This window comes from Prochlorococcus marinus str. MIT 9312 (genome assembly GCF_000012645.1).
GTDB lineage: Bacteria > Cyanobacteriota > Cyanobacteriia > PCC-6307 > Cyanobiaceae > Prochlorococcus_A > Prochlorococcus_A marinus_L.
The window spans coordinates 1-21,681 of sequence record NC_007577.1; the positions used below are offsets into that span (position 1 = coordinate 1).

The following is a 21,681-nucleotide window of genomic DNA, read 5'->3' on the forward strand; positions in this document are numbered from 1 at the left end:
AATTTTTTCCACTTATTTAAATGTTTGTAAATTAAGTAAATAACGTTTTTAATCTAAAAATTCCACAATTTCCACAATAACTACTACTACTAAATTTTTTTAATTATTTTATTTATTTATATTAGAAAAGAGAACAATATAAGTTATTGAATTTAATTTACGAAAAAAGTATATTGTGTATGTGTTAAAAACTTCCAAATTCCGATGGAAATTATTTGTAATCAAAATGAGTTAAACAATGCTATACAACTAGTAAGTAAAGCAGTTGCTTCACGACCAACTCATCCAATTCTTGCAAATATACTTTTAACAGCTGACCAAGGAACTAATAAAATTAGTTTGACAGGATTTGATCTTAATTTAGGAATTCAAACTTCTTTTGATGGAACTGTTAAAAATAGCGGTGCTATTACGATACCTTCAAAACTTTTATCTGAAATAGTAAACAAATTACCTAATGAAAGTCCTGTTTCATTAGAAGTTGATGAAAATTTAGATAATATTTTAATAAAAAGTGATAGAGGTTCTTTTAATCTTAAAGGCATACCCTCTGATGATTATCCTAATTTACCATTTGTTGAAAGTGGTACTTCTTTAAATATTGACCCTAGTTCTTTCTTGAAAGCTTTAAAAGCTACTATATTTGCTACTAGTAATGATGATTCCAAGCAATTACTTACGGGTGTCAATTTTACCTTTAAACAAAATTATTTAGAGTCTGCCTCTACAGATGGTCATAGATTAGCGGTTGCGTTAATTGGTAATGAAGAACATATTGAAAATAAAGATAAATCACCTTCAATTGAAGATGATTTATCAGTAACTATTCCAACAAGATCATTAAGAGAAATTGAAAAATTAGTATCTTTGAGAAGCTCAGAAAATTCAATAAAGCTATTCTACGATAAAGGTCAGGTAGTTTTTATTTCTTCTAATCAAATAATTACAACAAGAACTCTTGAAGGTGCCTATCCTAATTATTCGCAATTAATTCCTGATACTTTTTCTAAGATTTTTAATTTTAATACTAAAAAATTAATTGATGCATTAGAAAGAATTGCTGTTTTAGCTGATCAGCAAAGTAGTGTTGTGAAAATTAAATTGGATAATACAGATTTAGCTTCAATAAGTGCAGATGCACAAGATATTGGAAATGCAAATGAATCAATACCTGTTTCTTACTCTGGAGAAGATTTTGATATTGCATTTAACGTTAGATATCTTTTAGAAGGTTTAAAAGTTATTGCTTCAAAAAATGTACTATTAAAATGTAATCTTGCTACTACTCCAGCAGTTTTTGTACCAGAAGATAATCTTAATTCTTTTACTTATCTAGTCATGCCTGTTCAGGTTCGTTCTTAACTTGAAATTACCTAAAGAAATTTTATTAAGTGAATTACTAAATTATAGTGTTAAGGGTAGTATGTCACTTAATTATGGAAATGGTGAAAATGTTTGGATGCATCCTCCAGTTCATCGAATTTTAGGATGGTACTCACGTCCTTCAAATTTTGATTTAAAACGAAATGTTTGGCGATTAAATCAAATTAGTCAAATAATAGATAACGAAATTTATGTAAAAGGTGATCCAGCAATTTCTGATTTAGGAACCTTAAATAGGTTTCCAACTTTAATAGAAGCTAATCTTATAAATGCAAATGGCTCAAAAATAGGATTTATTGCAGATTTTTTATTTGAAATGAAAACAGGTGAAATTAAATACTATTTAGTTTCTAGATCTAATCCTAAGATTCCAGGTTCTAGCAGATGGAAATTAAATATTGAAAATATTAGTGATCAACAACCTGGCTTAGTATTTTGTGAAGGTAATTCTTTAGATGATTTATCTTTAATAAAATCAAGTATTAAGAATGAATTTTTGCAAAAAGGGAAAAAAATTATTGAAAGATTTGATGATATGAAAAATGTTGCCTCTAATAGGTTAGAGGATTGGCTTGAAGAAGATGAAGATATAAACCAAAACTTAGGTTTTAAACAAAAAAGTTTTTATAATGATAAAACATCAAGATCTTTTAGTGATAAAAAAGAAGATGACCCTTGGATCTGAAGAATGATAAATCCAGACAATAATGATCTTTATGATCTTAATGAAGCGCTTAAAGTTGAAAATTTAACAATTAATGATTACGAGGAAATTTGCAAAAGATTAAAGAGAAAACCTAATAGGACTGAACTAGGAATGTTTGGTGTTATGTGGTCTGAACATTGTTGTTATAGGAATTCCAAACCTTTACTATCAAATTTTCCTACTAAAGGAAAAAACATTTTGGTTGGCCCTGGAGAAAACGCTGGTGTTATTGATGTTGGAAATAATCAAAAACTTGTTTTTAAAATAGAAAGTCATAATCATCCCTCTGCAATTGAACCTTTTCAAGGAGCCGCAACAGGAGTAGGAGGAATATTAAGAGATATTTTTACAATGGGAGCAAGGCCAATCGCAGTATTGAATTCATTGAGATTTGGAAATCTTGATAAGACATCAAATATGGATTTACTTCGAGGAGTTGTATCAGGTATTGCACATTATGGAAATTGTGTAGGTGTTCCTACTGTTGGAGGTGAGATTGACTTCGATGATAGTTATTCTGGAAATCCTCTAGTCAATGTTATGGCCTTAGGGCTTTTAGAGACTAATGAAATAGTTTGTTCTGGAGCTAAAAATGTAGGATCACCAGTACTATATGTTGGTAATACAACTGGTAGAGATGGTGTTGGTGGTGCTAGTTTCGCAAGTTCAGAATTAACTATTACTTCATTAGATGATAGACCTGCAGTGCAAGTAGGTGATCCATTTATTGAGAAAAGTCTTATAGAAGCTTGTTTAGATGCTTTTAAGACAGGAGATGTAATTGCAGCTCAAGATATGGGTGCAGCAGGTTTAACCTGCAGTAGTGCAGAAATGGCCGCTAATGGAAACTTAGGTATATCTATTGATTTAGATTTAGTTCCTTCTAGAGAAGATAATATGTCTTCATACCAATATTTATTATCTGAATCTCAAGAGAGAATGTTGTTTGTTGTAAAAGAAGAAAAAATTAATAATCTTATTGAGAAATTTAATAAATGGGGATTATATGCCAATGTAATTGGTGAAGTAATAGAGACTAATGAGGTAATTATTTCTCATAAACGAAAAATTGTTGCTCAAATACCTACTTCTGCTCTATCTGATGATACGCCTGTTAATTTACATAATGTGATGAAAAATCCACCTAATTATTTGTTAAAGAAATGGAAATGGAATGAAAATAATTTACCAGAAATTAATGAGCAAAAAATATTTTCATTAAAGGAAAACAAAAGTTTTTCTTATTCGGAAATCATTTTAAAACTTCTCGCTAACCCATCAATAGCTTCTAAAAGATGGATTTATAAACAATATGACTCTCAAGTCCAGGCAAATACTGTTTTTAAACCTGGAGAATCAGATGCTGCTGTAATAAGATTAAGAGAACAAAATGAAAAAAATAAAAGTAAAGTATTTTCTGGTGTTGCTGCTTCAGTTGACTGTAATAGTAGATGGGTTTCTCTTGACCCTTTTAGAGGAACTATTGCTGCAGTTGCAGAATCCGCAAGAAATGTGAGTTGTGTTGGAGCTGAACCAGTAGCAATTACAAATAATTTAAATTTTTCATCTCCTGAGACTGAAATTGGATATTGGCAACTTTCATCTTCATGCAATGCAATTTCTGAAGCCTGTAAAGCTTTAGAAACTCCAGTTACGGGAGGAAATGTTTCCTTATATAATGAATCCAAAAATAGAGATAATGAAATTACTCCTATTAATCCGACTCCAGTTATTGGAATGGTTGGGAAGATAGATAATGTTGAAAAAGCTATAAGTACTGAATGGAAAAATATTAATGATCAAATCTGGTTGATTGGCTCTCATAAATCAGAAACAACAATTGCAGCTAGTTCTTATTTGGAATATTTTCATGGAGAAATTACAGGTCGTCCTCCAAAAATAGATTTACAGGATGAAAAGTTTTGCCAGAGTTTTTTAAGAAATGCGATTTTAAATAATTTTGTAGTTTCTTCTCATGATATTAGCGATGGGGGTTTAGCTATAGCTTTAGCAGAGTGTTGTATTTTGTCCGCAAAAGGCGCAACTATTGAATTAGAGAAAGATCTTAATAGAGATGATAATGTATTGTTTTCAGAAGGAGGTTCTAGAATTATTTTTTCAATAGATAAAATGAAGGAAAAAGAATGGAGTAATTATCTAAAAAAGATTCAAATAAATTCTCAATCAAATGTATATGTAAAAAAAATAGGATATGTTTCGAGTGAAATCCTTAAGATAAAAATCCAAGATAAAAATATCTGTGATATTAGTGTTGAGGAATTAACCGAAAAATTTAATAATAGTATTTCAGGTTACTTTTAAATATGAAATATACTTCTCAACTATCAAAATTTTTCAGTAATTAAGTTATGTGCGGAATAGTTGGAATCGTTTCTTCAGATGATGTAAATCAACAAATTTACGATAGCCTTTTGCTTCTACAGCATAGAGGTCAAGATTCAACTGGTATAGCTACAATGGAAAATACTATTTTCCATATACATAAGGCTAAAGGTCAGGTGAATACTGCTTATAGAACCAGAGATATGAGGAATTTAATCGGAAAAATTGGATTAGGTCATGTTAGGTATGCAACAAAGGGATCAGCAGAAAGTGTAGAAGAAGCTCAACCTTTTTACGTTAATGCTCCTTATGGAATTGTTTTGATACATAATGGTAATTTGACGAATACCAGAGATTTAGAAAAACAATTATTTAATATTGATAAGCGGCATACAAATTCTTCAAGTGATACTGAAATGCTATTAAATGTACTTGCTACAGAATTGCAAGAACAAATTCATAATCAAGAATTAGAACCTGATATTATTTTTGATGCTGTAAATTCTTTACATAAAAGAATTCAGGGATCATATGCTTCAATTGCATTACTTTCAGGACATGGTTTATTAGCATTCAGAGATCCTTTTGGTATTAGACCTTTAGTCATAGGCAAAAGACTTTCATCAAAGACAAAAAAAGAAGAGTGGATGGTAGCTAGCGAATCTCTAGTGCTTGAGAATAACGATTATCAAGTAGTGAGAGATGTAGATCCTGGAGAAGCTATTTTTATAAATCTTAATGGCGAATTTTTTTCTAAGCAATGTTCCGAAAATCCAATCTTATGTCCTTGTGCTTTTGAATATGTTTATTTGGCTAGGCCAGATTCAATTATGAATGGAATTTCCGTTTATAAAGCTCGTTTAAAAATGGGAGATTATTTGTCTGAAACTATAAAAGAATCAATTAATACTGGAGATGTTGATGTTGTTATGCCTATTCCGGATTCTTCTCGACCTGCAGCTATGCAAGTTGCAAGACAGTTAGGTATAGAGTACAGAGAAGGTTTTTTTAAAAATAGATATGTTGGAAGAACATTCATAATGCCTGGTCAGCAGAAACGCAAGAAATCTGTAAGACAAAAATTAAATGCTATGAGTACAGAGTTTAAAAATAAAAATGTATTAATTGTTGATGACTCAATAGTGAGAGGTACTACTTCAAAAGAAATTGTCCAGATGGCTAAAGATGCAGGAGCAAATAAAGTTTTTTTTACATCAGCAGCACCTCCTGTGCGTTTTCCTCACGTTTATGGAATTAATATGCCTAATAGATGTGAATTAATAGCTCATGATAGAACAATAAGTGAAATTGCTAATCAACTTGAAATTGATAACCTCGTTTATCAAAGTGTTGAAAATTTACGCAAATCTATAATAAGCGAATCTCCTATTGAAGATTTAGAGATGAGTTGCTTTACTGGTATTTATGTAACAGGAAAAGTAAATCAAGAATATTTAAATTGGGTTGAAAATGAATATAAATCTTAGTCAAGAAAGTTTTCGAGTTGAAAACAATTTTCAATATATTCCTCATCGTCTAATTTTAAAAAGTCAATTAAAAAATTTGTTTTCTTAGATTTAAAATTCAATTTATCAAAATTTAACCTAGCAGATTTATTTTTATTAGTTTCAATATCAAGGTAATGGTTACTCGGCAAAATTTTTAGGAAGTAATCGTTTTTAAGTTGAGTAATTTCATTTAAATATCCTAAACTGTATTCATTGGCATAATAAATTTCATTACTATTTATACAAAAGATTTTCCCTTTTCTAGAAACTAAGTAAATATTTTCTCCATTTTGATATGAACAACAAGATACAATTTTTTCAGTTGGTAAAAGTTTTGTAAGCATTAATCCTTGCGATTGTTTAGTAGTCGGGGTTAAAAATTTGTTTGATAAATTAAATTTAAACATTCTTCCTATTGAGGTTAATATTATTAAATTTTTTTCTTCACTAAAAATAAATGAATCAATTGTTTTAATATTATTTTTTAATTTTGTTATTGAGAAACATCTATTACTTTTAATCATATCTTCATCAAACAAAACTTTTTTAAATCTTCCATCTGAATTTAAGATACATAAATAATTTTTAATTCCCTTTTTTATTGAATGAAAATTTATTATTTTATTTTGATCAATATTCCCAATGATTTTTTTATCTAATTTATAGTCATTATTAATATTTGACTCCCAATTAATATGAAAAACTTTTCCTGTATATGTGATCCCAATTATTTTTACATTTTTATCGATATTACATATGAATTTTTGAATGTTTTTATTATCTATAATTTTATTTACATCTTCAAACGATTTTTTATAATTATTTAAAATCATCTTTCTTAAATATAATCTGTTGTCTATAAATAATTTAGTTTTTTTATTGATAAAGTCTTCTAATATCTGATTATTAATTGTTTCTAATTCTTCATTTTGATCAATATTTTTAAGTAGTTTTGTTTTTCTTTTAACATTATATTTTTTCTTTAATATTAATAATTCATCTACTAGTAATTCAAGTAATAATTTTCTTTCATTTAATAAATTTTGAAAATAATCTTTTTTTTCTTGTAATTTTCTTATATCCTCATCAATTTGATTTTTTTCCAGATTTGTTAATTTTTTTAGAGGCATATCCAAAACTGAATTTGCCTGTTTTGCACTTAAGTAGAAAATATCAATTAATTTTGATTTGGCTTCAGCAGAATTTTCTGAATCTTCAATAATCTCGATAATTTTTTTGATGTTTTTTGTTGCTTTAGATAAACCTTCTAATATTTCTAGTTTTTCAAGAGTGTTTTTCAGAAAATAATTAGTTCTTTTTCTAATTGTTTCTTCTCTAAATTCAAGAAAATAGTTTAGATATTGTTTTAAGTTTAGTTGGACAGGTTTGCCCTTTATTAATGCTAAAAAAATGGCACCAAAGTTGGTTTGGAGAGTAGTTTTTTTATATAAATTAGAAATTACAAGTTCAGCATTAGAATCTTTTTTTAACTCTATTACAATTCTCATTCCATCTCTATCACTTTCGTCCCTAATATCAGAGATCCCATTAATTTTGCTTGAATTAACAAGTTCTGCTAGTTTTTCAATCCATCCTGCCTTACTGATTTGAAAAGGAAGTTCAGTAATGATTAATGCATTTCTTTTATGTTTACCTTTGCCTAAATTTATTGCTTCTGAATTTATGACACCTCTTATTGTGATTGAACCTTTTCCTGTGGCGTAAAGTTCTTCTATTGCACGACTATAAATTAACTCTCCCCCTGTAGGAAAATCAGGTCCTTTAATTATATTAGAAAGTTTTTTATTACTTACCTCTTTATTGTTGATTAGAGCAATTAAACCATCTACTATTTCCCCTAGATTGTGGGGGGGAATGTTTGTTGCCATTCCAACTGCAATACCTGATGATCCGTTCAATAATAAAAATGGAAGTTGGGCTGGAAGAACATCTGGTTCTTTTTGTGAACCGTCAAAGTTATTTGAGAAATTTACTGTTTCTGAATCTATCTCTTCAAGAAATCCTTTATGTGATATCGGTGCTAATCTGGTCTCTGTGTATCTCATTGCTGCTGGCGGATCATTATCTACAGATCCAAAATTCCCATGGCCGTCTAGAGTAGGATATTTAGTTGAAAAATTTTGAACTAGCCTGACTAATGCATCATATACTGCCTGATCTCCATGAGGATGATATTTTCCAAGTACATCTCCAACAACTCTGGCACACTTTCTAAATGGCTTATCTGGTGTTAAACCTAATTCATACATTGCAAAAAGTATTCTTCTTTGTACAGGCTTAAGACCGTCTCTTGCATCGGGTAAAGCACGACCAACTATTACACTCATTGCATACTCCAAATAAGAACGTTGCATTTCTTCTTGGAGAGAGATAGAAGTGAATTTTTTCTTATCCATCAGAGCGTAAAATTAAATATTTATTGATTTATTAAATTAAGACTAATAGGTAAACAAATATTTACCAGTATTGGAAATTAAGAAGATGTATTTATTTTTGATTTTGCCAATATTACATCTCTTTTAAGCTGATCATTTTTTAAAAGTATTTCCGTTGAGGTTTGCAATTTTTCTCCCCACAACTGTTCTTTTCTATAATCATAATTAACATAGTTGGGATTTTTCTTTAAAGCTCTTTTTGCTATTTGAAGAGCTAATTTAATATCTTTTGTTCTTAAACACGAAGCAAGTCCTAGTAATGGCTCTGCATTGTCATCAATTGAGATTGCTTTTTCAAAAAGTTTTATAGATAGATTGATGTTGTTTTTCTCGAAATAAGCTAAACCTTGATTATTGATTGCTTGCCAGAAATCAGGTTTAATCTTGACAGATTTATCAAATAATTTGATGGCTTCTGAGTAATTTTTTTCCATTAAAAAAATATTTCCTAATTGAAAAATAGCTTTATAGTTGTTTGATTCAATCCTTAATGCAGTTTCTAAAGCAGTTTTCGCATTTTGTAGTTGTGAAATTTTAAGATAAATATTACTTTTAGCAAAGTATGTTTCAGGATTCTTGGAATTAATTTTTTGAGCTTTATCTAGTGAAATTAATGCGTTTTTGTATAATTTGTTAGCTAGTTGTGCTTCAGAAAAAATTAACCATAGTTTTTCATCTGTAGGATTTATCTTTATAGCTAATTTTGCTAAGTTAAGGCTTTCTTTATATTGTCCAAAATATAAAAGTTGATATGCATTCTTGCCAATGCCTAAGCTTTCCTTTTGTAAATTTTTTATTGTTGGGAAATAATAATAGGGAATAATTGATTGAACTTTTTCTATTTTAAGAACGTAAAAACTTATCAAAGAGACGCATAGTATATTTTTTAAAAACTTTTTCATATTTTTATTTTGTATTCTTTAAATTCGCTTGTATGTTTCTTCTCCACATCCATGGTTTAATTCTCTTAAGTGTAGTTCCTTTAAGATTTTCTTCCCAAGTTTTATCATCCCAATTTAACGAATCACTATTAAGATTTTTAATCCATTCTTTCGGAGTAGTTTCAAAAATATTATTGTATGGAACTGACTTATTCCAAGGGCATACATCTTGACAAATATCGCATCCTGCAATCCATCCATTTAAATTTTCTTCTATTTTTTTTGGAATATTTTTTTCTCTGCTTTCTATTGTGTGATAAGCAATGCATAGATCTGATTTTATTACAAAGGGTTCTACTATTGCCTTTGTTGGACAATGTTCAATGCACTTATCACATTTTCCGCAAAGTGATTGATGAGGTTTGTCTGATATTAAATCTTTTGTAAGGATTATAAAACCTAAAGTAAACCAAGAACCATTTGTTTTGCTTATTAAATTGCTATTTTTGCCTATCCACCCTAGACCTGATTCTTCAGCCCATGCTTTTTCAAGAAGTGGCGAGGTATCAACACATATTTTCCATTTGCAATCGGGAATTTCTAGTTTGATCCATTTGCCAATATTCTTTAATTTTTTGTAAATCACTTTATGATAATCTTCTCCTTGTCCAAATTTTCCTACTTTGAAGAGGTTGTTTTTCTTGTGTGAACTAATGTAATTAAATCCAACGCTTAGAACACTTTTTCCATCCTTAAGAAGTGAACCTATGTTTTTCCTTCTTTCTGCTTCCATCCATTTCATCTCTGCATGGTGATTATTTGATAACCATCTTTCTAATGCATTAGTTCTTAATTTTATCCGGGAACTTCCTGGTATTGAAGCGATTCCAGCCATTGCAAAACCTTCAGAAATTGCTCTTTCTTTTAATTTCTTACTTATTTCTTTTATGTCTTGGATAGTTTCGAGCATTTCTTTATTATTTATAGCATTTCTTTGTTAATCTTAATTTTGAAGATGCAACTAATAAATAATTTAAATTTATTAATGAAAAATATATCCTAACTCATTAAAAACAGTTAAATTATTAGTAAAATTAGTTTAGTTAGAAACGTTATTTTGGTTGAATCTAATCAAAATCAAGATTCGAACCTAGGTTCTAGGCTTCAACAGGATCTAAAGAATGATCTTATAGCAGGGTTGTTAGTTGTAATACCTTTAGCAACAACAATCTGGCTTTCATCATTAGTTAGTAAATTTGTTTTAACATTAGTTACTTCTGTTCCGAAGCAATTAAATCCTTTTATTACTTTAAATCCTTTATTACAAGATTTAATTAATCTTACTTTGGGCTTAACTGTTCCTTTATTAGCTATTTTGCTTATAGGGTTAATGGCCAGAAATTTCGTAGGAAGATGGTTATTAGAATTTGGAGAAGGAACTTTATCAAAAATTCCTGTAGCTGGTGCGGTTTATAAAACCCTTAAACAACTGCTCGAAACTTTTTTAAGTAATAAATCTAATCGTTTTAGAAGAGTTGTTTTAGTTGAATATCCACGTGAGGGACTATATAGCGTAGGCTTTGTAACTGGTAATGTTGGCCCTTCTTTGCAGCCAGAATTGGAAGAAAAGTTGCTAAGTGTTTTTATCCCTACAGCGCCAAACCCAACTACTGGGTGGTATACCTTGGTCCCTGAGGCTTCTGTTAAGGATTTGGATATTTCTGTTGAAGATGCTTTTAGAACAATAATTTCGGCTGGGATAGTTAATCCGGATGAGAAAAACAACACTACAAACCCAACATTTTCAAAATTATTCTCTCAATTACGTGCCTCTACAAATACTTCTTCTTAATTCATGTATAATAAATCCCTTTCTAGAGAATTATCTTTAATTTCTCTTGGCCTTATAAAAGATAAAGGGGATTTTAAATTAAGTAAATTTCAGATAGAAGAAATTTTTGAATCTGCTTTGGATTCTTTAATAAACCATTGCAGAGATGAGTTAGATAATTGTCAAGCTGAGTTAGAAAATGCATCACAAAACATAATAGAGAGTGAATTAAAAGAAGGGGTTGATTCCTCTTATGCAAATGTTAGAGATGACTTAAAAAAATCTTTAACAAAAATTGAAACTGTTATGAATACACTCTCAATCACTTTAGACTTTCCAAAATTAATAGTTTCTAGTGGTCAAGTTGATATCAGAGATGATGTGAATCAGAGGATTAGTAAAACCATTAATAATCTTACAATTATTGATTCTGATATTGATCAAGCTATGGATGGCTGGAAATTAAAAAGATTACCAAGAATTGATAGAGATATTTTGCGTTTAGCCTACGTGGATATTAATTTTCTTAATACACCTGTTGCTGTTGCTTGTGATGAGGCTGTTAATTTAGCTAATAAGTATAGTGATATGCAAGGAAGAAAACTTATTAATGGAATTTTAAGGAGATTACAAACAGTTAAATTCCAATGATTATTTGATATAAATAAATAGTATTTTAAAATTTACTAAATACGGTCTATAAATATCAATGAAAAATACTGATTCTGATAATTCTCAAGAGTGGGCTGCACAAGCTTATGCTCTTTTAAAAAAACGACAAGAGGAGCAAAAACAAGAATTACAGAAGCAAGAGGAGCAAAAACAAGAATTACAGAAGCAAGAGGAGCAAAAACAAGAATTACAGAAGCAAGAGGAGCAAAAACAAGAATTACAGAAGCAAGAGGAGCAAAAACAAGGTTGGACTGCTAATGATGCTAGCAATGAAAATCTGCTTGGCCCCCCTAAAATCATTGATGAACCTAAACTTGGAGATTTTGATGATAATTTTACTTGGTCGGCAATGGTATTAGCTGCTCAAGGAAAAAAAATAAATCAAATATCTATAGATGAAATTGATTGGTTAACTAAATTAAGAAAAGGATTAGAAGAGACACGAAAAGGATTTGTTACTGAATTATTGGATAAATTGGGAGATGATCCTCTTACACCTGAGTCTCTTGATGATTTAGAGACTCTGTTAATTAGAGCTGATGTCGGTATTGATTCAACTGATAAAGTTATCAGTTCTCTTAGAACAAAATTAAATGAAGAAGTTGTGGGTGGAGAAGCAGGAATAAAATTCTTAAAGAAAGAATTAAAATTAATTGTTGATAAACCAATAAAAAACTCAGGTACTGATCTTTTAATACCCCAAAAGGGTAAATTAAATGTTTGGTTATTAGTAGGAGTTAATGGGGTTGGTAAAACTACAACTTTAGGAAAATTGGCATATTTGTCATCAAGGAGTAATTATAAAACTTTGATAGCTGCTGCTGATACTTTTAGAGCTGCGGCAGTAGAACAACTTAAAGTATGGGGTGAAAGGAGTAATGTTGATGTTATATCTAATCAATCAAAAAATGCTGATCCAGCTGCTGTAGTTTTTGATGCAATTAATTCTGCACAAAAAAGAAATGTTGATCTATTACTAGTTGATACAGCAGGTAGATTGCAAACAAAAAATAATCTAATGGATGAATTAGCAAAAATAAAAAAAATTATCGATAAAAAGGTTCCAGATGCAATCATTGAATCATTATTAGTGTTAGATGCAAGTCAAGGTCAAAATGGCTTAAAGCAAGCAAAAAGTTTTGCAAAATCAGCAAATTTAAGCGGAGCAATCATCACTAAATTAGATGGCACTTCACGAGGAGGCGTTTCTTTAGCTGTATCTGAAGAAGTTAATTTGCCTATAAGATTTATTGGGGCTGGAGAAGGTATAAAGGATTTGAGACCTTTTAATAGTTACGAATTTGTAGAGGCTATGCTTGCAGATAAATAAATTTTTAAAAATTTTATTTAAAACTTTAAATTTAATGTTAAAACATATTTAACTATTAGATTTGTTTTGACAAATAATCAAAAAGAAAAATTATTTTCAAACAAATTTATTCAAAAATTTTTAGAAAACGAATCAAAAGTATCTTTAAACAATAAATATAAATTTGCTGAAATTGCATCTTCATTATCATATTATTTAAAAACCTTTTCCAATATAAATAAATTACTTGATTTTATATGCTTAATTTTTAAACATATTTTTAAAGAAAAAATAATATTAATTATTCCTTTAAATTATGAGGGAGAAATATGGAATGAAAACATAAAAATTTCCGCTAATAATGAATTTTTTAGAATTCAAGAAGAAATTAATAGTTTTTTTAACAAATTTAATTTTTCTAAAAATTTTAAAATAAAAGAAATTCTAACTTTTGAAAATGCTCTGAAAAATAATTTTAAAGAATATAAAATAGAAACAGAAAAAATACTATCTAGGGGAAAATGCAGAGGATTTACATATATTTTAAGCAAAGATTCATCAGGGGATTCCATAACTCATGATTCTAATTTTATTTTTATCCAAAATTGTCTTGCTGTTGGATTAGAGAATTACTGCTTAATTAAAATAAAGAAAAAGCATGAAAATGTAGATAGAGAAATTTCTACTGGGGCTGAGATTCAATCTCAATTACTTCCAGATTATTGTCCCATTATTTATGGTATAGATCTTGCTGCACATTGTAGACCTGCTCTCCAATTAGGTGGAGATTATTATGATTTTATGTGCTTAAAAACGAATATTTCAGACAAAAGGAAAGAAAAAGCTAGGTGGGCGTTAGTAATTGGTGATGTTATGGGTAAGGGTATTCCAGCTGGTCTTCTAATGACTATGCTAAGAGGAATGTTACGTGCAGAGGTTCTTACAGGGTTACCTCCAGATAGAATTTTGCATGACTTGAATCAACTAGCAATAAATGATTTAGATCAATCCCATAGATTTGTCACGTTATTTTATTCTGATTATGATCCTAGAACTAGAAAATTGAGATTTGCCAATGCAGCACATAACCCCCCTTTGCTCTGGAAAAGTTTAGATCAAAAAATTATAAGATTAGATGCAGAAGGATTTGTACTTGGACTTCAAAAAGACGCTGAATATCATTGTGGTGAAATTAAGCTTAATAAAAATGATTTAGTGCTTTATTACACTGATGGAGTTATCGATACCTCTAATTCCTTAGGCGAAAGGTTTGATGAGGAAAGGTTAATTAAAACCCTTACAAAATTATGCAAGCAATCCTATACATCTCAAGAAATTTTAAATAAAATTTTTAAAAAATTAGATGACTTTACAGGACAAAATAGACATCTCGAAGATGATGCATCAATGGTTATTTTTCAAATTAATTAGATATTTTTTGTCACTAATATAAAAAAATGCTTTATTAGAGATATCTAAAGTTACTAATTGATATGGCAAAAGTTTGGAGTAAAAGATTCGATAATACACTTAACCCTTTCATTGAAAAGTTTAACGCTTCTATTAGTTTTGATAAAAAGCTTATTTTAGAAGATTTAGAGTGCTCAATTGCCCATGCAAAAATGCTTGGTAAGACAAAAGTATTATCCTCTTCTGAAACTTTGCTTATTATTAATGGGCTAGAGAAAATAAAAGTTGAGTATCTGGAAGATAAATTTTCTCCAAGCCTCCCTTCCGAAGATATTCACTATTGTATTGAAGAAAAATTAATTAGTTTAATTGGTGAAACTGGAAAAAAATTACATACAGGTAGAAGCAGAAATGATCAAGTTGGTACAGATTTACGATTGTGGCTCAGAAAGGAGATAGACAATCTTGAAATTTTAATAACTGATTTGCAAAAATCTTTCTTAAATCTTGCGAAATCTAATATTCATACCTTAATTCCTGGATATACACATATGCAAAGAGCCCAACCATTATCTTTAGCTCATCATTTATTAGCTTATCTAGAAATGTTCCAAAGAGACCGTGAAAGGTTTCAAGAAGTAAGATCACGAGTGAATATTTCCCCATTAGGAGCTGCAGCATTAGCTGGTACAAAAATAAAAATAGATAGGAACTTTACAGCTGAAGAATTGGGTTTTGACAAGATTTATAAAAATAGTATTGATGCTGTGAGTGATAGGGATTTTTGTATAGAGTTTGTTTCTGCATCTGCTTTGGCAATGTCTCATTTGAGTAAAATATCGGAGGAAATAATTTTATGGGTAACAGATGAATTTTCTTTTGCCAAATTAACAGACAAATGTGCGACGGGTAGTAGTTTAATGCCGCAGAAAAAAAATCCAGATGTTCCAGAATTGATAAGAGGTAAAACGGGAAGAGTTTATGGAAATCTCCAAGCATTATTAACGATGGTTAAAGGTGTACCACTTGCATATAATAAGGATTTTCAAGAGGATAAAGAGCCAATATTTGATACTGCAGAGACTATATCTTCTTCCATTAAAGCAATGACTATTTTAATTACTGAGGGCATAGAATTTAATATTAAAAATTTATCTGAATCGGTACAAAATGACTTCTCTAATGCCACTGATTTGGCAGATTACTTAGTTTGTAAACAGGTTCCTTTTAGGACTGCTTATCATGTAGTGGGTGAAATTGTTAAGTATTGCTTAGAGAGAGAAATTTTGTTTAAAGATCTTAAAATTAGTGAAATTAAAAAATTTCATCCCGAATTTGATGAGGATGTTTTTGTGGATCTTGAACCTTTTAATGTTGTTAAGTCAAGAACAAGTGAGGGTGGAACAGGTTTTACTCAAGTAGAAAAGGAGGTCAATAATTGGCAAAAAAAATTGTTACTCTGAATCCGAATGATTTTTCTACAACAAGGGTATGCTTTGAAGTAGAATAATAAGGTAATGTTATAAAACTACCTTAAGTAGTTTTTTAATTAGGTTTTTCTTTGTTGAGTTTAAAGTGAGTATTTTTGTTGGCAATTTGCCTTTCCGCGCAGAGCGAGAAGATGTTTTACAGTTGTTTGCCCCTTTTGGTGAGGTTTTAAATTGTTCTCTTCCTCTTGAAAGAGATACTGGAAGAAAAAGAGGATTTGCATTCGTTGAGATGGCAGATGAAGCAATTGAATCAGCAGCTATTGATGGTTTGCAAGGTACAGAGCTTATGGGTAGACCATTAAGAATTAATAAGGCAGAGCCAAGAGGTTCTGGAGGGTCTCGTAGAGGAGGAAGAGGCGGTGGAAATAATGGCGGCGGCTATGGCGGTGGCGGCTACGGCGGTGGAAATAATGGCGGTGGCTATGGCGGTGGCGGTGGCGGTGGCGGTGGCGGCTACGGCGGTGGAAATAATGGCGGCGGCTACGGCGGTGGCGGTGGTGGCTACGGCGGTGGAAATAATGGCGGCGGCTACGGCGGTGGCGGTGGTGGCTATGGCGGTGGAAATAATGGCGGCGGCTATGGCGGTGGTAATCCTGAACCTAAAACTTCTTATACGAATAACTCCTCGGGAGCTGAAGGTTGGGAAGATAGAAGTTATGGAAACTCTTCTGAAAACTCTGAATATGAAAGTGGCAGAAGTAGGAGAAAAAGAGGAGTTTCAAACGAGAGTAATTTATCAAATGAAGAGAATTAATAACCCATTTCTTCAAGTCTAGAAGTTAACTTAAGAAGATAATCAATATCTAATTCCTTTTTTATAGATTTAGTTGAAATTTGATTTCTCCAAACTTTAGCTTTTGGAATACCTTCGACTAAATTAATAAGATGTTTACATATATCCCAAGATTTACCTCCATTACTTAAATGTTCCTCTATGTATGGAATTAAGGAGAAGATGATATCTGAAGCAGATTTGGGTTTTGTATTGATCCCATAAACTTTTTGATCAATTTCAGACCATCTTAAGGGATGTTTATATACTGATCGTCCAATCATTACACCATCAAAATTACTTAGGGCTTCTAATGATTCATTGATATTTGTGAAACCTCCATTGATTTCTATTAACAATTCTGGATTTAATTTTTTTAATTTTTTTACTACATCATATTTAAGTGGAGGAATAGTTCTGTTTTGTTTTGGATTTAGACCTTTTAATATGGCTTTCCTTGCATGAACTGTAAATCTGTCTGCGCCAGCATTTGCTATGTATCGTACAAAATTATTTAAATTTACGAAACTATCATCTTCGTCTACACCGATTCTGTGTTTAATTGTAACCGGTAAGCTACAGCTATTTTTTAAGGATTCTATGCATTTTGCTACTTTTTCAGGATCTTTCATAAGTGAAGCGCCAAAATTGCCTGAACAGACTCTTGGACTTGGACAACCAACATTAAAGTTTATTTCGTCATAACCCCAATCTTGTGCCATTTTGGCACCCTCTTTAAGGATTTTAGGATTATCCCCACCAAATTGAATAGAGATCGGATGTTCTTCATTATTAAAATCTAAAAATTTTTCTTTCTCATTGGTATAAATTAAACTTTGGGCCACAATCATTTCTGTATATAGGAGAGCTTTAGAACTTATTTTTCTCATTATCATTCTGAAATGTTTATCAGTACAATCCATCATTGGAGCAATACTTAATTTATGAATATTTTTAATAGAATTAGATTTAATAGAACTCATTACTTTTTATGTGATTTAAATATATGAATCAATTTTTTTCAAGACGAACTTTCATTTTAATTCCTACTATGTCAATTTTAAAAATAATCTTTCAGCCTATGAAAGTATTAGCTTCTTCATTCTCTTCCAAAGATGAGTGGAATTTATCAAAAGATGAATGGAAATCTAGGCTTAGTCCAGAATCTTATTATATTTTGAGGGAGGAAGGAACTGAAAGAGCTTTCAGTAGCGAATTAAATAATGAGAAAAGAAAAGGGGTGTTTCATTGCGCAGGATGTGATTTACCACTATTTCTTTCAGATAAAAAGTATGATAGTGGTACTGGATGGCCAAGTTTTTGGGATCCAATTAAAGGATCAGTTGCAACAAAGGTTGATTTCAAGTTAATTGTCCCAAGAACCGAATATCACTGCTCTAGATGCGGAGGTCATCAAGGACATGTCTTTAATGATGGGCCACTTCCTACAGGTAAAAGATACTGTAATAACGGATTAGCATTAAGGTTTGTTCCTGAGTAAAAATTTGTGCGGCCTTCCGCAACTTGTTTTGTGCCTCACTTTATTAGAAAATAGTTTTATTAAATTTTTAGAAAAATGATTGAAAATCAATCAGACAATATTGATATTAAAGAAAATGATGTTTTGAATCAGGATAATGCCCCTGAGGATAATTCATCTGCTGCAGAAAAAACAATCGAAAATGATGAATTATCTCCACAAAAAACAGAAGAAATAAATACCGAAGAATTAAAAAATACTATTTCCAATAATGATGCAAGGTTAGAACAGTTAGAAAAAGAGCACGAAACATTAAAAAATCAATATGTAAGAATTTCAGCAGATTTTGATAATTTTAGAAAAAGGCAGTCTAGAGATCAAGACGATTTAAAAGTCCAACTTGTTTCTAAAACTTTAACTGCAATACTCCCTATTGTTGATAATTTTGAGAGAGCAAGACAGCAACTTAAACCAGAAAGTGAAGAAGCTCAAGCCCTTCATAGAAGTTATCAAGGATTGTATAAACAATTGGTAGAAGTTTTAAAACAACAAGGAGTTTCGCCGATGAGAGTTGTTGGTCAACAATTTGATCCAAATTTACATGAAGCCGTATTAAGAGAGCCTAGTGAAGAGTTTAAAGAAGATTTGATTGTAGAAGAATTGCAGCGAGGATATCATTTAGAGGGAAAGGTTTTGAGACATGCTTTGGTTAAAGTTTCTATGGGACATGGTCAACAAAATTCACAAGAGGAAGTAGAAAAGGATACAGTTGAAGAGGATATTGATTCAGAGGAAAATACTTCTGAAGATGTATAAATTCCTAATTTTTACTTGAGCATTATCTAATGGCTGATTTTTACCAAATACTTGGAGTTTCTCGAGATGCTGATGCGGATACCTTAAAAAGGGCTTATAGAAAATTAGCAAGACAATATCATCCTGATGTTAATAAAGAACCTGGTGCTGAAGATAAATTTAAAGAAATTGGCAAGGCTTATGAAGCATTAGCTGATCCTGAAACTAGAGCTAGATATGATCAGTTTGGAGAGGCTGGCCTTGGAGGCGCAGCTGGAATGCCTGATATGGGCGATATGGGTGGTTTTGCAGATTTATTTGAAACCTTTTTTAATGGCTTTGGAGGGCAAACTCCTCAAGGAGGAAGAACTCAAAGAAGAGGTCCTCAACAAGGAGATGATTTAAGATATGACCTTAATGTTGATTTTAAAGATGCAATATTTGGCCAACAAAGAGAAATTACAATTCCTCATCTTGAGACCTGTGAAGTCTGTAGGGGAACAGGTGCCAAACCAGGAACCGGACCAAAAACTTGCTCAACTTGTGGAGGAAGTGGACAAGTTAGAAGAGCTACGAGAACACCATTTGGTAATTTCACACAAGTAGCTGAATGTCCTTCATGTAATGGAGCTGGGCAAATAATCGCAGATCCATGTACAAGTTGCGGTGGTAATGGAGTAAAGCAAGTCAGAAAAAAATTACGAATTAATATTCCTGCAGGAGTTGATACTGGTACTAAATTAAGAGTTTCCGGAGAGGGAAATGTTGGTTTGAAAGGAGGCCCTCCTGGAGATCTTTATGTTTTTATCAAGGTTAAGAATGATTCAAAATTGAAAAGAGATGGTGTTACTATTTACTCAGAAATAGCTGTGAGTTATTTACAGGCTATTTTAGGAGATACAGTTGAAATCACTACAGTTGATGGCAATGTTAATTTAAAAATTCCCAGTGGTACGCAACCAAATACAACTCTTTCACTTGAGAATAAAGGGGTACCGAGACTTGGTAATCCAGTTGCCAGAGGAAATCATGAAGTATTAGTAAAGGTAAAATTGCCAACTCGCATAACTGACGAAGAACGAGAGCTTTTAGAAGGTTTAGCTTCTCAATATTCAGATAAAAATATCAATTCGAGTAGTGGACTATTTAGTAAATTATTTGGTAAAGAATCGTAATGACTTCTTTAAAGTATTTGGATCTTAAATCTGTTCCATGTCCTTTAAATGTCGTCAAAATTAAATTGGCTTTAGAGAAGTTATCCAAAAATGAACAACTCATAGTTGAACTTGATAAAGGTGAACCAGAAGAAATGGTATTAAATAATTTAAAAGAGATGGGATGTATATTTACACAAATCAAAGAACATGAAAAATTTTTAAAAATAAAAATATTGAATGAAAACTAATAGTAAACATTTAGGTTTAGTTACAAAAAAATTTAATGATTTTTTTTTAGTTGACTTAAAAAATAAAGAAAACATTGGTAAGAGTAAAAAATTTTTGTGTAAGGTGAAGAAGTCTATAAATTTCAAGGATCAATTTATTTATGTTGGAGACGAAGTAATAATTGATAATATTGATTTAAGAAGTAAACGCGCATTAATAACAAGTTTAAAAAAAAGAAAGAATTTATTAATCAGACCATCAGTTGCAAATATTTCTAACATATATATTATTTTTTCCGTTAAAGAGCCAGAGTTAAATTTATCTCAAGTTAATAGGTTTTTGATATCAGCAGAATCGATGGGAGTTGAAGTTTCATTAGTTTTGACAAAGTGTGATTTAATATCAGAGAAAAAAAGGTCTTTTTTACTAGATAAATTTGGCAAATGGGGTTACCAAACAATTACTTTAAATTTACAGAAACCTAATTATTTAAAAAATTTATTAGTTGAGTTAAAGAAAAAAAAGTGTTCTATATTTATGGGCCCATCTGGTGTTGGTAAAACTACTTTGCTTAATATGATAATTCCAGGTCTTCAAAATATTACTGCTCCAGTTTCTAATAAAATTAAAAGAGGGAAAAACACTACTCGAAATGTTGAGTTATTTCCTATATCAAGTCAAAGTTACATTGTGGATACCCCTGGTTTTAATATGCAACCTCTAAAGGTTGATATTAGATTGTTACCAAATCTCTATTCGGAAATATATACACAAGTAATTGATGATGGAATTAGGTGTAAATTTCGTAACTGCTTACATTTGAATGATGAGGGCTGTAATTTAAATAAATCTTTTGAAAGATATTCTTTTTATAAAGAAATGATTGAATCTTCTAAGAGTCAGTATTATCAAAACCAGGAAGATTAAGATTTAAACCACCAGTCAAATCATTCATTCTTTCTTTCATCGTTGTAGTAGATAATTCATGAGCTTTTTGAATAGCTTGTAAAATATTTTGCTCTATTTTTTCTTTATCTGAATTTAAAATATTTTCTTGAACTTCTACCCTTAAAGGAAGTTGGTTGCCACTTATCCAAACTTTTACCATTTCATCATCACTTTCCCCTTCAATTTCCATATTTTCAAGTTCATCTTGTAATTTTTGAGCATCTTGTTGAATTTGTTTAGCTTTTTTAAAAGCTTCTGTAAGTTGTCCAAAGTTAGGAAGTCCAAAACCCGCCATTTTTTAAAAAAGTTTCT

At 30.6% G+C, this 21,681-nt stretch carries 20 protein-coding genes; 15 read left to right on the forward strand and 5 right to left on the reverse strand.

The window, feature by feature from the left end; translation table 11 throughout:
• The first annotated feature begins 204 nt into the window (after positions 1–204).
• From dnaN to purF, 4 genes are read left to right on the forward strand one after another with little or no spacing between them, the layout of a single operon-like run.
• Positions 205–1,362: a DNA polymerase III subunit beta gene (dnaN, locus tag PMT9312_RS00005; RefSeq protein ID WP_011375566.1), complete on the forward strand. Its 1,158-nt coding sequence runs from the start codon at positions 205–207 to the stop codon at positions 1,360–1,362.
• 1 nt (position 1,363) lies between these two features.
• Positions 1,364–2,068, forward strand: coding sequence for a hypothetical protein (locus PMT9312_RS00010; protein WP_011375567.1), 705 nt, complete (start codon positions 1,364–1,366; stop codon positions 2,066–2,068).
• A 3-nt stretch (positions 2,069–2,071) separates the two neighbouring features.
• The gene (gene purL / locus PMT9312_RS00015) at positions 2,072–4,411 is read left to right on the forward strand and encodes a phosphoribosylformylglycinamidine synthase subunit PurL (RefSeq protein WP_011375568.1); all 2,340 of its coding nucleotides are present in this window, start codon (positions 2,072–2,074) and stop codon (positions 4,409–4,411) included.
• A 47-nt stretch (positions 4,412–4,458) separates the two neighbouring features.
• On the forward strand, positions 4,459–5,919 hold the full coding sequence (gene purF / locus PMT9312_RS00020) for an amidophosphoribosyltransferase (protein ID WP_011375569.1): 1,461 nt from the start codon (positions 4,459–4,461) through the stop codon (positions 5,917–5,919).
• On the opposite strand, the gene PMT9312_RS00025 is transcribed toward purF, so the two are convergent.
• From PMT9312_RS00025 to queG, 3 genes are all read right to left on the reverse strand, one after another.
• Positions 5,916–8,357: a DNA gyrase/topoisomerase IV subunit A gene (locus PMT9312_RS00025; RefSeq protein WP_011375570.1), complete on the reverse strand. Its 2,442-nt coding sequence runs from the start codon at positions 8,355–8,357 to the stop codon at positions 5,916–5,918. The genes purF and PMT9312_RS00025 overlap by 4 nt on opposite strands.
• 77 nt (positions 8,358–8,434) lie before the next feature.
• Positions 8,435–9,298, reverse strand: a complete 864-nt coding sequence (locus PMT9312_RS00030) for a tetratricopeptide repeat protein (protein ID WP_011375571.1) — start codon at positions 9,296–9,298, stop codon at positions 8,435–8,437.
• A 4-nt stretch (positions 9,299–9,302) separates the two neighbouring features.
• Positions 9,303–10,247: a tRNA epoxyqueuosine(34) reductase QueG gene (queG, locus tag PMT9312_RS00035; RefSeq protein ID WP_011375572.1), complete on the reverse strand. Its 945-nt coding sequence runs from the start codon at positions 10,245–10,247 to the stop codon at positions 9,303–9,305.
• Positions 10,248–10,394: 147 nt separating this feature from the next.
• Here queG and PMT9312_RS00040 point away from each other — a divergent pair, with 147 nt between their 5' ends.
• The 6 genes from PMT9312_RS00040 to PMT9312_RS00065 all read left to right on the forward strand — a co-directional run bounded on the left by PMT9312_RS00040 (position 10,395) and on the right by PMT9312_RS00065 (position 16,743).
• Positions 10,395–11,129, forward strand: coding sequence for a DUF502 domain-containing protein (locus PMT9312_RS00040; protein ID WP_011375573.1), 735 nt, complete (start codon positions 10,395–10,397; stop codon positions 11,127–11,129).
• 3 nt (positions 11,130–11,132) lie between these two features.
• On the forward strand, positions 11,133–11,759 hold the full coding sequence (nusB, locus tag PMT9312_RS00045) for a transcription antitermination factor NusB (RefSeq protein WP_011375574.1): 627 nt from the start codon (positions 11,133–11,135) through the stop codon (positions 11,757–11,759).
• 58 nt (positions 11,760–11,817) lie between these two features.
• A complete protein-coding gene (gene ftsY, locus PMT9312_RS00050) occupies positions 11,818–13,110 on the forward strand; it encodes a signal recognition particle-docking protein FtsY (protein WP_011375575.1) in 1,293 nt (430 codons plus the stop codon).
• Between the two features lie 66 nt (positions 13,111–13,176).
• Entirely contained in the window at positions 13,177–14,520 is a 1,344-nt protein-coding gene (locus tag PMT9312_RS00055) for a PP2C family protein-serine/threonine phosphatase (RefSeq protein WP_011375576.1), read from the forward strand.
• 62 nt (positions 14,521–14,582) lie between these two features.
• Positions 14,583–15,962: an argininosuccinate lyase gene (gene argH, locus PMT9312_RS00060; RefSeq protein ID WP_011375577.1), complete on the forward strand. Its 1,380-nt coding sequence runs from the start codon at positions 14,583–14,585 to the stop codon at positions 15,960–15,962.
• A 112-nt stretch (positions 15,963–16,074) separates the two neighbouring features.
• Positions 16,075–16,743 carry an RNA recognition motif domain-containing protein gene (locus tag PMT9312_RS00065; protein ID WP_011375578.1) on the forward strand — a complete coding sequence of 223 codons (669 nt, stop codon included), beginning with the start codon at positions 16,075–16,077 and terminating at the stop codon, positions 16,741–16,743.
• Here PMT9312_RS00065 and dusA read toward each other — a convergent pair.
• Positions 16,740–17,744, reverse strand: a complete 1,005-nt coding sequence (dusA, locus tag PMT9312_RS00070; protein ID WP_011375579.1) for a tRNA dihydrouridine(20/20a) synthase DusA — start codon at positions 17,742–17,744, stop codon at positions 16,740–16,742. The two genes, PMT9312_RS00065 and dusA, sit on opposite strands and share 4 nt — an antisense overlap.
• Positions 17,745–17,767: 23 nt before the next feature.
• Here dusA and msrB point away from each other — a divergent pair, with 23 nt between their 5' ends.
• From msrB to rsgA, 5 genes are all read left to right on the forward strand, one after another.
• Positions 17,768–18,262: a peptide-methionine (R)-S-oxide reductase MsrB gene (gene msrB, locus PMT9312_RS00075; protein WP_011375580.1), complete on the forward strand. Its 495-nt coding sequence runs from the start codon at positions 17,768–17,770 to the stop codon at positions 18,260–18,262.
• A 75-nt stretch (positions 18,263–18,337) separates the two neighbouring features.
• Positions 18,338–19,057, forward strand: coding sequence for a nucleotide exchange factor GrpE (gene grpE / locus PMT9312_RS00080; RefSeq protein WP_011375581.1), 720 nt, complete (start codon positions 18,338–18,340; stop codon positions 19,055–19,057).
• 29 nt (positions 19,058–19,086) lie between these two features.
• Positions 19,087–20,211 (forward strand): molecular chaperone DnaJ, encoded by a 1,125-nt coding sequence (gene dnaJ, locus PMT9312_RS00085; protein ID WP_011375582.1) that lies wholly within the window; start codon positions 19,087–19,089, stop codon positions 20,209–20,211.
• Entirely contained in the window at positions 20,211–20,441 is a 231-nt protein-coding gene (locus tag PMT9312_RS00090) for a sulfurtransferase TusA family protein (RefSeq protein WP_011375583.1), read from the forward strand. The genes dnaJ and PMT9312_RS00090 overlap by 1 nt, the downstream gene beginning before the upstream one ends.
• Complete coding sequence (gene rsgA, locus PMT9312_RS00095) at positions 20,431–21,348, forward strand: ribosome small subunit-dependent GTPase A (RefSeq protein ID WP_011375584.1); 918 nt, start codon at positions 20,431–20,433, stop codon at positions 21,346–21,348. The genes PMT9312_RS00090 and rsgA overlap by 11 nt, the downstream gene beginning before the upstream one ends.
• On the opposite strand, the gene PMT9312_RS00100 is transcribed toward rsgA, so the two are convergent.
• On the reverse strand, positions 21,314–21,664 hold the full coding sequence (locus tag PMT9312_RS00100) for a YbaB/EbfC family nucleoid-associated protein (protein ID WP_011375585.1): 351 nt from the start codon (positions 21,662–21,664) through the stop codon (positions 21,314–21,316). The two genes, rsgA and PMT9312_RS00100, sit on opposite strands and share 35 nt — an antisense overlap.
• Positions 21,665–21,681 lie beyond the last annotated feature (17 nt).